This is a genomic window from Marinobacter sp. (genome assembly GCF_052091845.1).
Taxonomy (GTDB): domain Bacteria; phylum Pseudomonadota; class Gammaproteobacteria; order Pseudomonadales; family Oleiphilaceae; genus Marinobacter.
The window spans coordinates 1-14,099 of sequence record NZ_JBQDCO010000066.1; the positions used below are offsets into that span (position 1 = coordinate 1).

Sequence of the window (14,099 nt, forward strand, 5' to 3'; positions counted from 1 at the left end):
GCCGGAATGATGCATGCCCAGACTGCCGCCGCAGCGCCGGCGTAGCCGATGGCCAATACGAAGCCGAAAGGGGCAGATAGCGAGAGTAATAAAGGTGGAAGAAAAGTGATCGCCCAGGTTTTGGTTCGCCCTTGGCGATCGTTTTTAAAACCCAGCAGGTCTGCCATAAAATCGAATGTACCCAGGCCCAGACCTATAAAAGACGACAAGATGGCTGCAGAGGAGAAGGCGCTGATTATATTGGCAACCTGCACCGAACCAACGGCAGATCCCAGAGCCGTTAATAGCACATCCACGTCACCACCCCGGGCGACAACCGGGCCGAAATCTGCCCGGGGCAGATTTCCAAAAATGCTCACAAGCCAGGCAAGATAAAACAACAGGGCCACCAGAGTACCGCCGAGAATCGCCTTCTGGGCCTTTCGTTCTTCGCCATAATAGGCACGCAGCGAGGCGACTGAGTGATGGTAGCCAAAGGAGGTCAGCGCTACCGGCAGCATGGCAAGAGCATAGGGAGCGTATGGGCCGCCATGGTTAGCGGCGTCAAACAGGGTACTGAGGTCAATCCGGATAGCAAGGCCAGATACCCCCAGGATAAAACTCAGCAACATGAAGGTTACGAGCACCACTGAAAGCCGGTCCACCGCACGGGTTGAATGCCAGACAACCAACGAGAACAGCAGCACAAACACCACAGATGCCAGTTTGCTATCCACCCCGGTAAGGCTCTGGATGATCAGCCCTGAAGATGTGATGTAGGCATAAAGCAGAATGCCGCCCACAAAATAAACCGTCAGATTACTGAAAACATTAACCCGCGCCCCGAGCATCGATTTGGTAACGGTATTAAACGACGCTCTCAGGTCGTAATGCTTGAACGCTTCCAGCAGCATCCAGCCAGATAAAGTCATCACCACCATGGTGAGCATTAGCGCCAGGCTGGACCACAGGGTCCAGGCTCCGGCACCGGAACTGGGTAAGCCAAGCATGCCGGCGCCTATGCAAACGCCTGCAATGATACTGGCGCCGCCAGTTAGTGAGGAAGTTGGGCTGGGTGTTACTGGGTTTGTCACGTTTGTTCAGCCACCATCGGTCAGTAAAAGACCGGAGACTTTAACACTTTCAGCGTTAACGGGCTCAAGATCCGGTTCATCTGGCAGCGAAAGACATTAAAGGCCACCAACCTGCGACAGAAACTCCAGATACCGGGAGTGCGCCCGTTCAGAAGTGATCGGTTTGAAGGTTACCGACTGGCCCGGTTGGCATTGCGCCAAGCGGCTACAGGATAGAGGCGTTAAAGTCCCGAGCCTTGGGTAACCACCAATGGTTTGGCGATCGTTAAGTAAAACGATTGGCTGGCCATCCGGCGGAACCTGCACCGCACCTAGAGCCAAGCCCTCAGAGATCATGTTGTTGATGGCGCAGCTTAGTAGAGGCCCTTTCAGGCGCACACCCATCCGGTCTGAACGGTTGTCTACTTCCCAGTTACGATTGAAGAAGTCAAAAAGACTGCGCCCGCTAAACTCCCCTGCTTGTGCACCAAGCACTAAATCAAGCATTGCTGGCTGGGCGTAATCGATTTTTTCAATGTTGGGTGTCAATCGCTCTTCCGGGGAAAAGCCAAGACTTTCACGGTTGAGCCTAAGCACATCACCCACGGCAAGCTGGCGACCATCACCACCGTGCCCGCCAAGCTTCTCCCGTGCCACGCTTGAAAGGCTGCCAAGCACAGGCTCTGCCTGAAACCCTCCGGTTACTGCCAGATATGCACGCAAGCCATTGCGCGGTATTGTGAACGCAAGTACATCGCCTGCACGCATCTGGAAGGCAGCCCAGTTCTCGATGGGGTGTCCATTCACTGTGGCGCCAAGATCTGCCCCTGTCAGGGCAAGGCAAAGCTCTGTCGTTGCCTCCAGGCTCAGCCCGCCAATCGTCACTTCCAGCGCAACAACCCCAAAAGGGTTACCTACGAGAAAGTTGCCCCAAGCCCAGGCGTGTAAATCCGCTGCCCCGCCTTGAGTAATGCCAAGATGGCGCACACCAAAGCGCCCGGCATCTTGGAGTGAGGCCAGCGGGCCAGCTTTCACTACCTTGAGTGCATCTGCGAGTTCCACTGTCAGGCATCCTCCTGTGGTGTGGGGTTGCCACCTAATCTGAGAAACTCCTGTTTGTTAATCGGCACCATTTGTACTCGATCGCCCACCTGTAAGTGGCTCATTTGTTCACGAGAGTGATCAAACAGCGCAATGGGCGTGCGCCCAAGCAGGCTCCAACCACCTGGGGATTGCGACGGGTAGGCAGCGGTTTGGCGGCCGGCAATAGCAACGCTACCGGCATAAACTTTTGGCCTTGGCGTAGCCAGCCTCGGAGCCTCAAGGCGAGGATCCACAGAGCCCATAAATGCAAACCCAGGCGCAAAACCCAAAGCAAATACCTGATAGACAGTAGCTGCATGTAGCTCGATCAACTCATCTAAACTCAGGGCGTTTTTTTCTGCCAAACGAGGCAAATCAGGCCCAACCGTTGGGTCGTACCAAACGGGCAACTCCTTTAACGAGCCTGCATGGCTCGCCTCAGTTGGCGACAGTTCTGCAAGCAGTCCCTGCAGCTTTAAACGAGCCTGTTCCGGCCCCAGGAGGCGAGGATCATAGTGCACCAGCAGCGTAGTGTACGAGGGAACAAGATCAACCAATGCCGGGCCAAATGTTTCTTCGCATTTGCGGTAAAGGGCCATTATCGAGGCAAGGTTATTTTCGTCTATTCGGTCGAACAAACGCACCAGCCAAGCACTTATGCCGGCGTTTTCAATTCGTGGGTAAGCATTCATTCGCGCTCCCTGGATAAAGCGGCGCGAATGGCTTGTGCGGCAAGTATCGAAGCTTCGTTGTCTCCGTGAACGCAAAGCGTGTCCGCTTGCAGGTGCAACTCCGTACCTTCCACCGTTTGTATCGGCAGGCCTTTGGCAAAACGAATGGCCTGCTCGACGATGGTTTGCTGATCGTGATGAACGGCGCCCTGTTTGCTGCGAGAGACTAAACGCCCGTTCTGATGATAAGCGCGGTCGGCAAACACTTCGAACCACAGTTGCAGGCCATGTTCCTTCGCCATGGCCCGCACAGGGTCCGGGTCATTGGTTGCAGGCGCAACCAGTACCAGCCCCGGATCAAAAGCCTGCACACCCCGCATCACGGCAGCCAGCAGATCGTGATCGCCCGCCATGTCGTTATATAAAGCGCCGTGGGGCTTAACATAGTGCAATTGCACACCCTCGGCCTTGCACATGGCCGCCTGCGCACCGACCTGGTAAAGCACCAGGTTTTCCACCTGTTCGGGAGTGCAAGCCATGGATCTGCGGCCAAATCCGACCAAATCCGGATAGGCCGGGTGTGCGCCAATCGCGACACCATGCTTTGAAGCCAGGCGCACCGTAGCGCGCATGATGTCCGGGTCAGAGGCGTGAAAACCACAGGCTATATTTGCCAGATCCAACATCGGCATCAATGCCGCATCGTTTCCCATAACCCATGGGCCCAGGCTCTCACCTACGTCAGCATTCAGCAGCAGTTGTGTCACGATATTGCGCCTCTGTTTAAAGCTTTATGTTCAACAGTCATCCTGTTTCGATTCCAGCCGCCAGGGCCTGTAACAAATCATGCACGCGTCTGTGCCCATCATCAATCCCACAGCCGGCTGAAACAGCATTCATTCTAACGTTAACAAAACTCAACTGAACCAATCATATCCAACCATTATTATTAGCGCCCTACTCAAGCATCAACTATTTTGTAAGGACACTTACCGCACATGAGCAAAGCTGATCTCGTTTTTCAAAGCTATGGCAGATGCTGCAACCGTGATGAATTTTTCATCGATTTCTACGACCATTTCATGTCGAGCTCCGAGGCCATCAAGAACCGTTTTTTAACGACAGACATGAACGCTCAGCGCCACTTGCTTAGACATGGCATTATGCAGTTGATACTCACCGCCCGGGGCATGTCGGACCGCAAACTGAAATCGCTTGGCGAGAGCCACAACCGGAATAACTTTGACATCAAGCCTGAGTGGTACACCTTATGGCTGGATTCCCTCATGAAAACCGTGCGCGTTCATGATCCCGAATATACAAGTCAGCTGGGTGATGCCTGGAGAGAAGTACTAACCCCAGGCATTGATATAATCCGGGGCGCCTATTAACTGCCAGGCTGATTCTTCTTGATTCAGCCTTTTGATTTGCACACACTTGCAGACCAGCTCTCAAGCGAAACACTGCATTTATGCTCTATAAATTACTGCCCGGCTTACTTTGGTTGCAAGGATACACTGCCGATACATTGAAGCGGGACGCAGTGTCCGGCCTGGTTATTGGCGTTATGCTGATACCGCAAAGCATGGGCTACGCGGTACTGGCTGGGTTGCCGCCTGAGTTTGGGCTATACGCCTCCATCTTTCCGCCACTGCTATACGCCCTGCTGGGGACCTCCAACAAGATCTCGATCGGGCCAGTGGCGCTGGATGCCATCCTTATTCTTTCCGGGCTCAGTGTACTTGCCGAGCCAGGCTCGGATCATTACCTGCAACTGGCGGTAGAACTCACGTTACTGGTTGGTTTGATTCAGTTTCTGTTCGGAGTGCTGCGGTTTGGCTTTATTGTCAATTTTCTATCCTACCCGGTTGTCGTTGGCTATACCTCGGCGGCGGCGCTTATCATCATTGGCAGCCAGCTTCAGAGCCTGACTGGCGTTCATGTAAATAGCGCCAACGTACTGGATCTCGGCTATCAGCTGCTGATAAACATAAGCAACTGGCACGGCGTAACCATAGGGATTTCTGTGGCAAGTCTGCTATTTATTTTTTTGTGCAAACGCCACTTACCCAAGCTACCGAACGCGCTCATACTGTTGGTTGGCACCATGCTGTTATCGGGGCTGTTTCATGCCGGCCAAGCCGGGGTAGATGTGATCAACTCGGTACCCCGAGGCTTCCCTGCACTGCACATGCCTGATATTGATTTCGCAAAACTTCGCGAGTTGTTACCGGTGGCGTTCACTGTGGCCCTGATGGGGTTTGTAGGCACCATGTCGATTTGTAAGTCGCAGGAATCGCCGAAAGACAAGCGTAATGTATTACCCAATCAGGAACTGATTGCCCTTGGCCTGGCGAACGCCCTGGGCGCCATGTTCCGGAGTTTTCCCGTATCTGCAAGTTTTTCTCGCAGTGCCGCGCTGCGAGACGCAGGTGCGCTGACTCAGGTATCAGCCATTATTTCCTCAGCACTGATCGCCATTACGGTGGTTTTTCTTACCCCGCTGTTTGCTGATTACCCCCTGCCGAAAGCTGTTCTGGCCGCAATTATTGTGATGTCGGTGCTGGGGTTGTTTAAGTACCAAGAGATGAAAACCCTGTTCCAGCAGGACAGAAAGGAATTTTTCATCCTGATGGTCACCTTTGTGATTACCTTATTGTTAGGTGTTCAGCAGGGTTTGCTGGTGGGTGTGGCCGTGTCTCTGCTATTGGTGATTTACAACAGCACGACACCGCACATGACCGAGCTGGGCAAACTCGACGGTGAAGATCTTTATCGCAACATTCGCCGCTTCGAGACGATCAGTGTGCGTAAGGATTTGTTGATATTCCGTTTTGATGCGCCGCTGTATTTTGCCAACAAGGATTACTTCAAATCACGCTTGTACAGCCTGATGAAGCGGCGCCCGGAGGGTGCTCTGAAGGCGGTAATACTGGATGCCCAAGCCGTTAGCAGCATCGACAGCACGTCACTGATCATGCTGGAAAGCGTGATTGAGAATTTGCGGGAACAAGGCATTCAACTGTATCTGGTCAGCCTGATTGGGCCGGTCAGGGACACCCTCACACACTCTGCAGCTTTGCGGGAGTATGTTCTGGATGAGCATATGTTCCCACAAATAACCGATGCGGTGCTGTACATCGACCAGGGCATTAGCTCCCGAACATCTATCGCCAGGCAGAGCAACGCCGCAAAGGCCAGGCGTGGTTAACTAAGCCTGGTTTTCCCGCTCTACTGCGCCTGGCCCGCCTGCCGCCAGTATGGCTGCACAAAACACACAAATAGCCATAACCAGCACGATAGGCAGCAGTGTACCGCCAGCCAGGGTTGCCGAGAGCGCACTTATGGCTCCGGCAATAGTAAACTGAGCAGCCCCCAGCATAGCAGCAGCGGTTCCGCCAAGGTGAGGGAAGAACTCCAGCGCGTTAGCCATGTTGTTGGGAACAATGGCCCCCATGAAGCCCACCGCCGCAATGATGCAGCCGGCAATAACCCAATAGGGCGCACCCGCCCAGGCACAGATAACCAGCGCACTCACGGCGATGGCCTGCAGGAACACACAGGCTCTGAGGATTTGCACCGATTGAAAACGGTTGAGCAAACGCCGGTTAATCAGGTTCATACTGGCCATTGCCACTATATTGGCAGCAAACAGCCCGGAGAACATGGCGTTTGATAGCTCAAACCACTCCTGATAAATGAACGATGCGTGGGTGATAAACACCAGCATGGCGCTGAAACATAAAGCCTGCAGGCCGACAAAACGCATGGTCACCCGGTGCCGGAGCACCAGCCCATAGTTGGTAATCAACGTGGACACAGGGGTTTGAACTTTAGAACGAGGGGGTAAGCGGCGAAACAGCACAAAGTGCAGAACTATTGCCAACAGGGCCCCATAGACCGCCAACATCAGAAAGATCGCATGCCATTCACTGAAATACAGCAGTGCAGAGCCAATGGAAGGGGCCGCTGCCGGGGCAATAAACATAACCAGGCCGATCAAACCGAATAACCGTGCTGCGTCTTGCCCACTGGTTTGATCACGCACGATGGCCGGCACAGACACGGCACAAAACGCGCCACCAATACCCTGAACAACCCGCCAGCCCAACATATCGTTTAACGTTTCCGACTGGGCAACCATGAACGCGGCGCTGGCAAAAACCGCCAGCCCGGCGAATAGAATTTGCGGCCGGCCATAGCGATCGGATAATGGACCACCTAACAACTGCGCAAGCCCTAAAGCGCCTACGTAGGCGCTCAGCGTAAGCCCAACGCCGCCATGCCCAACGCCCAGTTCATCCGCAATCTCGGGAAATGCAGGTAGGTAGGCATCCAGGGCCAAGGGCCCCAAGGCAACGGTCATTCCCAAGAGAATGGCTAACTGAAAGTGAGATAATGGTGTGGTGTTCAAACCAATAGTCCAACCAGAGAAACCTGAAAAAACATGACGAACCTTTGTTTGTTAGGGTGCTTACTACACAACAGTCTACAGCATCAGCGCAAAATACACTCCCGGCTCAGCGCTTTGCTTAACCTGCGCCTTTTACCCCGCAGGCTATTACCTTTACTGTTCCCATAACCCACCCGAAGCTGTGATTGAATCTGGTCTAACTGACGCCGGTAATTCGCGCAGGTTTTCTTTTGCCTGGCAGCAGCCTTTGCTCTGGATCTGGTACGGCGGGCATCGCCTTTTCGATCAGATGCGAGCAGCCCCTTTACTTGCCTGTGAATGCCCGAAACACGCTTGTGCTGGCGAATGTTACTGGCCATAGGCAAGGTTACCGGCGCAGCTACATCAACCGTTTTCTGTGGTTTATCCGGCGGCGGAGAATCTGTGAAGTGAACCACGCCGTTGGCGTCGGTCCAGGTATAAATCTCGGCCGCGGCCGAGAAGGCAAAAGCACATAATAAAATCCCGGCAGCCAAAATCCCTGGCATAACCATCCACTCCCTGTGGTGACATTAAAAGCCAAAGCAGTATAACGCCCAACACCCGGGATTATAGAGCGCATTAGCCCAAAGTTTACTGATCGAGTAATTCCACCCAGTGCTGTACTGGCACTTGGGACTTACTCTCAAGGTGCATTTGGCAACCGATATTGGCGGTAACAATCCGCTCGGGATTATCCCCGGTCAGCGCTTTGAGCTTGTTATCCAGCAGCTTCTGGCTGAGCTTGGGCTGTAATAAGGAATAGGTGCCCGCAGAGCCACAACACAGGTGTTGGTCTCTGGTCTCGGCCAGCGAAATGCCTGCTTTGGTAAGCACTTGTTCCACCACACCATTTTGTTTCATGGCGTGCTGCAAAGTGCAGGGGCAATGGAATGCCACTTTTCCGGAATCCTGTTGCACACTGAGGCTTTCAAGATCCTGTTGCAGGAGAAATTCACCCAGATCGGTACACAGTTCACTGACCTTCTGAGCCTTCTGCGCGTATACGGGATCTTCTCTGAGCAAGTGGCCGTAGTCCTGAACCATGGCACCGCAGCCGGATGCGGTCATCACTATTGCTTCCGCACCGGATTCGATGGCTGGCCACCAGGCATCGATGTTCTGGCGCATGCGCTCCAGGCCTTTTTCGTGCTCGCTCAGGTGATAGTTCACGGCACCACAACACCCCGCCTCTGGCGCTTCTACCATGGTAATGCCGAGCCTATCCAGCACCCGGGCTGCCGCCGCATTGGTGTTCGGCGTAGCCGATGGCTGCACGCATCCTGCCAGACCCAGCACCATTCGATTATGGCTTGCGGTTGGCCAGGGGCTGGCTTGTTTTCTGGGCGGCACTTTCGTGCGCAGTTTGCCAGGCAGTACGGGGGCAAAGGTCTGCCCGAGGCGGAGCATGTATCCGAACAGGGCCCGGTTGGGGATCACCCGTGCCAGGGCCCAGCGTGTCCATCTATCTTTTGGAGCGCGGGGGAGTTCTTTATCTATCAAGCCCCGGCTGATGTCTACCAGGCGGCCGTACTGTACGCCGGAGGGGCAAGTGGTTTCGCAGCTGCGGCAGGTCAGGCAGCGGTCGAGGTGTTCGCGGGTCTTTTCGGTAACTTCGGCGCCTTCCAGGAACATTTTCATAAGGTAGATGCGGCCTCGGGGGCCGTCGCGCTCGTCGTTCAGTTCCTGGTAGGTGGGGCAGGTTGCGGTGCAGAAGCCGCAATGCACGCAGGCACGGAGGATGGCTTCGGCCTCTTGGCCTTCTGTTGTGTTGGCGAATTGTTGTACCAGGTTTGTTTGCATGTTTTGCCTGTTTAGACTCTCATTCGGTGTTTAGCGGCCAAGCCATACCCTCTCTGAAACACGCTGTGAATACTTCCCTGTACGCTTGGCTACGCCATCCATGGCTTCGCACAGTTTCAGAGAGGGTATGGCTCGGCCGCTTGCCTGACCTTGGTTGGGCCTACATCCAGCTATACAGTCGGCCGGGGTTGAATATTCCGTCTGGGTCGAACGACGTTTTCATCCGGCGTTGGATCATTTTAAGGGCATGGGGCTGACTGTGCATTACTTCCCCGTTGCGCTCGCCACCCCGGAACAGACTTACCTGTCCGCCAGCGGCTCTGGCCAAGGGCTCCATATCACTGAGCTCGGCAGTGCCACGGTACCAGCGTTGGGCGCCGGCCCAGTCGAGGAACCAGTCGCCTTCCAAGCTTGGGTTGGCAGCAGTGGCACCCACGGAGAAGCGCCACAGCGGTGCGTCTTTGTCGGCGAAGAATTCGTGTTGCATGTCTTGTACCGAACGCCAGAAGGCTTCGCCCTGCTCTATTACATCGCCGCTCCATTGTTCAGCGGTGGCTTCGACGGCGGTTTTGGCGCCGGACAGGCGCAGATAGACTTTGCCGTCTACCCAGCAAGCGGCGGTGATGGGCTTGGGTTCGGCTGTGCGGCGGTTCATGTAGTGCAGTGCTTCGTCCATGGCCATATCCCGCACCAGGGTCAGGCTGGCTGCGGGGGTGGGCATGACTTTCAGGCTGATTTCGGTGATCACACCAAGAGTACCCAGGGCGCCTGCTTGCAGGCGGGATACGTCATAGCCGGCGACGTTTTTCATAACTTCGCCACCAAAACGTAGATGTTCGCCTTTGCCGTTAAGCAGTCGTGTGCCCAAAACCTGGTCACGCACCGAACCCGCCCAGGGCCTTGCGGGGCCAGACAGGTTGCATGCCAGTGTGCCGCCGATGGTAGAACCCGGGCCAAAGTGCGGGGGCTCGAAGTGCAGCGCCTGACCTTGTTCAGCCAGAGCCGCTTCAATGTCGCTCAGGGTGGTTCCGGCACGCACCGTCATCACCAGTTCAACAGGGTGATAATCTACAATCCCGGTATGCTCGCTCATATCAAGAGTGCCGGCCTGAGTATTTGCTTCCCGGCCCATGAAGCCTTTGGTACCGCCGCCAACAATGTTGAGCTTCTCTGCGCGGGTGCGGGCCTGGAGTACCTGCTCTTGCAGCTGTTGAGAGAGATCAGCCATGTGCGGCTTCCGTTTGTTCGTGCTTGTGTTGTTTGTATTCCAGGGAGCGGTATTCCTGGCAAAATTTCAGTGCCGGTACGCCTTTGCCGGGGTTGAGAATGCCGGTGGGGTCGAAGGCGGCTTTCACATCGTGAAACTGTTGCAACTCCAGGTCGTTAAACTGAATGGCCATCTGCCGAATCTTTTCTACGCCCACGCCGTGTTCACCCGTAATGCAGCCGCCTACTTCTACGCACATTTTCAGTATGCTGGCGCCGAAAGCTTCTGTGCGCTCGAACTCACCGGGCACATTGGCATCGAACAGGATCAGCGGGTGCAGGTTGCCGTCGCCGGCATGGAACACGTTTGCCACGCGCAAACCGAACGCTTCCGACAGTGTCTGCATCTCCGTTAATACATGAGCAATGTGCCGGCGCGGAATAGTGCCGTCCATGCAGTAGTAATCCGGAGAAATACGGCCAACCGCCGGGAAGGCAGATTTTCTGCCCAGCCACATCAGTGCCCGCTCCTGCTCGCTCTGGGAGGTGCGAACGGAGGTAGCACCCAGTTTTCTGAAAACCGACTCAGCCTGTGCAACGTGCTCATGTACTTCTTCTTCGGTGCCATCAACTTCGCAGAGCAACAAGGCTTTAGCCTCGCGCGGATAACCGGCGTTGGCGAAGTCGTCGGCGGCCACAATGGCGTGGCCGTCCATCATTTCCAGACCACCCGGAATAATGCCGTGGGAGATAATACCGCCCACCGCGTCACCGGCTTTTTGCACGCTGTCGAAACCGGCCATCACAACCTGCGCCACTTCGGGTTTTGGCAGTAGTTTCACTTTTACTTCCGTTACCACACCCAGTAAACCCTCAGAGCCGGTCATTACGGCAAGCAAATCCATGCCACAGCTATCCAACCCATCACTGCCAACCGTTACTACATCACCTTCTGCGGTCACCATTTCCACGCTGAGAATATTGTGCACGGTAAGGCCATACTTCAGGCAGTGCACACCGCCGGAGTTCTCTGCCACGTTGCCGCCAATGGTGCAGGCAATCTGGGATGAGGGGTCTGGACCATAATAAAGGCCATATTGAGCGGCCTCTTCGCTGATGGCCAGGTTGCGAACACCCGGCTGAAGGCTGGCCGTTCGTGCCAGTGGATCAATATTCAAAATGCAGTTGAACCTGGCCAAAGAGAGCACCACACCTTCCTTGTTTGGCATGGCCCCGGCGCTAAGTCCGGTACCTGCCCCCCTGGCAACCACCGGAACTCCGTGCTCGTGACAGATACGCATAACCCGTTGTACCTGGGTTACATTTTCTGGCAGCAGCACCAGCAACGGCATTTCGCAATACATCGACATGCCGTCGCACTCATAGGGTTTTATGGTTTCGTCATCGGTGATGACACACTCATGGTCTATAAAAGTGCGGAACTGTTCAGCCAACTCCTTTTTACTCACCCTCGGCCTGTTTGTCATAGCGCGCCTCTTGATCTGCCTCACTCAGCCGGCGGCCCCGGCCTGTTTCCATCACCTACTCTGGGCCTCAAAATAATCTATTCCCGCTTGAGCACAATCCATATCCTGTTGTGGCATGCCAGAGCTGAGCCCAATACCACCGACCACCTCGCCATCAACAATCACCGGCAAACCGCCGCCCACCGAACTCATGCGGCCGCCCACCTCAGTATGAATACCGAACACTAAACTACCCGGCACATTCACCGCATTGTAGTCATGAGTGGCTTTTTTTGCCGCCGCCGCGGTAAATGCTTTGTCCTGGGCTATGGTAACACTGCTGGTTTTACCGCCGTTCATGCGTTCAAACGCAATCAGATTGCCCGATTCATCCACAATGGCAATGCACATGGGCACACCAATGTTCTGGGCCTTTTGGGTGGCCCCTGCAATCAATAACCGTGCCTCGGTGATATCCAGTCTTTTAATTGCTAACATTCCTTCCTCCCTCATATCAGCCGTAGGGCAAGCTCTGACTGCCGTATGCCGGGCTTCCTCATTACAGGAGCACGATATAGAGGCCAGAGCAACGTAGGCGCCATGCTCGGCACCCATGTAGATAGTCGTCGGCGACCCCGGCCCAGTCCAGTATACAGAGCACTGGTCAGACCAGTTTTTGAACTCACCAAGATGGACGAATGCTCCCCAATCAGCCATATTCATAGGCTTGCACGCAGTTACGGATAACGACTTAATAACAACAATGACAAAAAACACTGGTAAGACCAGTGAGAAAACAGGCAATTTAATGGCTATTTCACAGGAAATCTCCTGCAGACTGGAGCAACTGATTCTCGACGGTGGGCTGGCACCGGAGCACAAAATCCCCTCCGAGCGGCAACTTGCGGCACGCCTTCAGGTATCGCGGTCCGTTATCCGCGAAGCGCTGCACGAGCTGCAGGGGCGAGGGGTCATTGAAACCCACCACGGCAAAGGTTCTTTTGTGTCCTCACTGGTTTTCAGCTCCAGGGAACTCTGCGCTCAAAGCCCGCTGACGCACTTGTTTGAGGGACACACGCGCACTCTGTACGACATTCTGGAGGTACGGGAGCAACTCGAAGGGCAAGCGGCTTATCTGGCTGCGCAACGGGCAACCGACCTTGACCGCTACCGCATCACCAAGGCCTTTCGCGCCCTCGAAGAAACAGACCCGCTAAGCAATGCCAGGCCGGATCACGGTTTTCACCAGGCTATTGTGGAGGCCTCCCACAACCCAATATTGGTTCATGTACTCAGTAGCTTGAAAAGTATGCTGCTGATGACGGTAAGAACCTCGGTAGCCAACCTTAACCCCCGGGCAGACGTGTACAAAAAAATAGTCATTCAACACCGCAAAATACATGAAGCCATTATTGCCGGCAGGCCAGCCAGTGCTCAAAAAGCAGCTATGGCGCATGTGCGCTTTGTGAGTAAGGCCATGCGCGACATGGAACAGGAAGGCAGTGCGCTGACTCGTATACCCATTGAACGAGACACCCAGCACAGCCAGGAGGGCGCACACAGCTGAAACATGCAAAATGCTTGCGTTGAACACTCAGTGCGCCACAATAAACTGCAGAAGTAGGCGCTGAAAAACCATTAAACCGTACACGAAAGGTATTGATTTCCACCGCCACAGCCAGTAAAACAAGCGCCTTTGAATTATAGCCTCAGGAGCCACCCTATGGCGGACCCCGCGCCTTTGATCTGCAGGGATGTTCACAAAACCTTCTCCGAGCTTGAAGTGCTCAAAGGTATCTCTCTGGAGACTCAAAAAGGGGAGGTTGTTTCCCTGATCGGTAGCTCCGGCTCTGGTAAAAGCACCTTCCTGCGTTGCATTAACCTGCTGGAAACGCCCACCTCTGGTGACATCATTGTTCACGGCGACCCTATCCGGTTTACCAATAACCGGAAAGGCGAACGTATTCCCGCCGATAACAAGCAAGTAGAATTGATTCGCGCCAAGCTTTCCATGGTGTTCCAAGGCTTCAATTTATGGTCCCACATGACCGTGCTGGAGAACATTATCGAAGCACCCGTCAATGTGCTGAAGGTTCCCAAAAAGGAAGCGATTGAGCGCGCCGAAGCCTATCTGAACAAGGTAGGCATCTATGAACGCAAGGATTATTATCCGGCGCAAATGTCCGGCGGCCAGCAACAACGGGCAGCCATTGCACGAGCGCTGGCCATGGAGCCGGAGGTGATGCTGTTTGATGAGCCAACCTCAGCTCTGGACCCGGAACTGGTGGGCGAAGTACTCAAGGTAATGCAAAGCCTGGCAGAAGAAGGCCGCACCATGATTGTGGTCACCCATGAAATGGGCTTTGCCCGGGATGTCTCCTCCCAG

The 14,099-nt window shown here is 54.7% G+C and carries 14 protein-coding genes; 4 read left to right on the plus strand and 10 right to left on the minus strand.

From position 1 onward, the window contains the following. The 4 genes from ACTHYN_RS15195 to ACTHYN_RS15210 form a co-directional block, all read right to left on the minus strand. The coding region (locus ACTHYN_RS15195) for an aromatic amino acid transporter (protein WP_441813261.1) at nucleotides 1-1,073 on the minus strand (1,073 nt) is incomplete at its 3' end. A 96-nt stretch (nucleotides 1,074-1,169) separates the two neighbouring features. Further along, nucleotides 1,170-2,120, minus strand: a complete 951-nt coding sequence (locus tag ACTHYN_RS15200; RefSeq protein ID WP_441813274.1) for a biotin-dependent carboxyltransferase family protein — start codon at nucleotides 2,118-2,120, stop codon at nucleotides 1,170-1,172. Further along, nucleotides 2,117-2,827 (minus strand): 5-oxoprolinase subunit PxpB, encoded by a 711-nt coding sequence (gene pxpB / locus ACTHYN_RS15205; protein ID WP_441813262.1) that lies wholly within the window; start codon nucleotides 2,825-2,827, stop codon nucleotides 2,117-2,119. Before pxpB ends, ACTHYN_RS15200 begins: the two co-directional genes overlap by 4 nt. Continuing rightward, entirely contained in the window at nucleotides 2,824-3,573 is a 750-nt protein-coding gene (locus tag ACTHYN_RS15210) for a 5-oxoprolinase subunit PxpA (protein WP_441813263.1), read from the minus strand. The genes pxpB and ACTHYN_RS15210 overlap by 4 nt, the downstream gene beginning before the upstream one ends. Before the next feature lie 231 nt (nucleotides 3,574-3,804). Here ACTHYN_RS15210 and ACTHYN_RS15215 point away from each other — a divergent pair, with 231 nt between their 5' ends. Next, on the plus strand, nucleotides 3,805-4,197 hold the full coding sequence (locus tag ACTHYN_RS15215) for a globin (protein ID WP_441813264.1): 393 nt from the start codon (nucleotides 3,805-3,807) through the stop codon (nucleotides 4,195-4,197). Between the two features lie 80 nt (nucleotides 4,198-4,277). Then, complete coding sequence (locus ACTHYN_RS15220) at nucleotides 4,278-6,017, plus strand: SulP family inorganic anion transporter (protein WP_441813265.1); 1,740 nt, start codon at nucleotides 4,278-4,280, stop codon at nucleotides 6,015-6,017. Here ACTHYN_RS15220 and ACTHYN_RS15225 read toward each other — a convergent pair whose 3' ends face one another. From ACTHYN_RS15225 to ACTHYN_RS15250, 6 genes are all read right to left on the minus strand, one after another. Continuing rightward, nucleotides 6,018-7,220 (minus strand): multidrug effflux MFS transporter, encoded by a 1,203-nt coding sequence (locus tag ACTHYN_RS15225; RefSeq protein WP_441813266.1) that lies wholly within the window; start codon nucleotides 7,218-7,220, stop codon nucleotides 6,018-6,020. It lies immediately after the preceding gene. An 83-nt stretch (nucleotides 7,221-7,303) separates the two neighbouring features. Continuing rightward, nucleotides 7,304-7,747 carry a DUF4124 domain-containing protein gene (locus ACTHYN_RS15230; RefSeq protein WP_441813267.1) on the minus strand — a complete coding sequence of 148 codons (444 nt, stop codon included), beginning with the start codon at nucleotides 7,745-7,747 and terminating at the stop codon, nucleotides 7,304-7,306. Nucleotides 7,748-7,832: 85 nt separating this feature from the next. Next, a complete protein-coding gene (glcF, locus tag ACTHYN_RS15235; RefSeq protein WP_441813268.1) occupies nucleotides 7,833-9,041 on the minus strand; it encodes a glycolate oxidase subunit GlcF in 1,209 nt (402 codons plus the stop codon). Nucleotides 9,042-9,201: 160 nt separating this feature from the next. Further along, the gene (glcE, locus tag ACTHYN_RS15240) at nucleotides 9,202-10,269 is read right to left on the minus strand and encodes a glycolate oxidase subunit GlcE (RefSeq protein ID WP_441813269.1); all 1,068 of its coding nucleotides are present in this window, start codon (nucleotides 10,267-10,269) and stop codon (nucleotides 9,202-9,204) included. Next, nucleotides 10,262-11,734 (minus strand): FAD-linked oxidase C-terminal domain-containing protein, encoded by a 1,473-nt coding sequence (locus ACTHYN_RS15245; RefSeq protein ID WP_441813270.1) that lies wholly within the window; start codon nucleotides 11,732-11,734, stop codon nucleotides 10,262-10,264. Before ACTHYN_RS15245 ends, glcE begins: the two co-directional genes overlap by 8 nt. Nucleotides 11,735-11,785: 51 nt before the next feature. Next, nucleotides 11,786-12,211, minus strand: coding sequence for a GlcG/HbpS family heme-binding protein (locus tag ACTHYN_RS15250; protein WP_441813271.1), 426 nt, complete (start codon nucleotides 12,209-12,211; stop codon nucleotides 11,786-11,788). A 310-nt stretch (nucleotides 12,212-12,521) separates the two neighbouring features. On the opposite strand from ACTHYN_RS15250, the gene ACTHYN_RS15255 reads away from it, so the two are divergent. Together ACTHYN_RS15255 and ACTHYN_RS15260 are read left to right on the plus strand one after the other, a co-directional pair. Then, the gene (locus ACTHYN_RS15255) at nucleotides 12,522-13,280 is read left to right on the plus strand and encodes an FCD domain-containing protein (protein WP_441813272.1); all 759 of its coding nucleotides are present in this window, start codon (nucleotides 12,522-12,524) and stop codon (nucleotides 13,278-13,280) included. Nucleotides 13,281-13,436: 156 nt separating this feature from the next. Then, nucleotides 13,437-14,099 (plus strand): ABC transporter ATP-binding protein (locus ACTHYN_RS15260; protein ID WP_441813273.1); only part of this gene is annotated, 663 nt, incomplete at its 3' end.

Coding starts and splice junctions, on each gene's coding strand:
- pxpB (WP_441813262.1), bottom strand. CDS start 2,827: ATGAATGCTTACCCACGAATTGAAAACGCCGGCATAAGTGCTTGGCTG.
- ACTHYN_RS15215 (WP_441813264.1), top strand. CDS start 3,805: ATGAGCAAAGCTGATCTCGTTTTTCAAAGCTATGGCAGATGCTGCAAC.
- ACTHYN_RS15220 (WP_441813265.1), top strand. CDS start 4,278: ATGCTCTATAAATTACTGCCCGGCTTACTTTGGTTGCAAGGATACACT.
- ACTHYN_RS15230 (WP_441813267.1), bottom strand. CDS start 7,747: ATGCCAGGGATTTTGGCTGCCGGGATTTTATTATGTGCTTTTGCCTTC.
- glcF (WP_441813268.1), bottom strand. CDS start 9,041: ATGCAAACAAACCTGGTACAACAATTCGCCAACACAACAGAAGGCCAA.
- glcE (WP_441813269.1), bottom strand. CDS start 10,269: ATGGCTGATCTCTCTCAACAGCTGCAAGAGCAGGTACTCCAGGCCCGC.
- ACTHYN_RS15245 (WP_441813270.1), bottom strand. CDS start 11,734: ATGACAAACAGGCCGAGGGTGAGTAAAAAGGAGTTGGCTGAACAGTTC.
- ACTHYN_RS15250 (WP_441813271.1), bottom strand. CDS start 12,211: ATGTTAGCAATTAAAAGACTGGATATCACCGAGGCACGGTTATTGATT.
- ACTHYN_RS15255 (WP_441813272.1), top strand. CDS start 12,522: ATGGCTATTTCACAGGAAATCTCCTGCAGACTGGAGCAACTGATTCTC.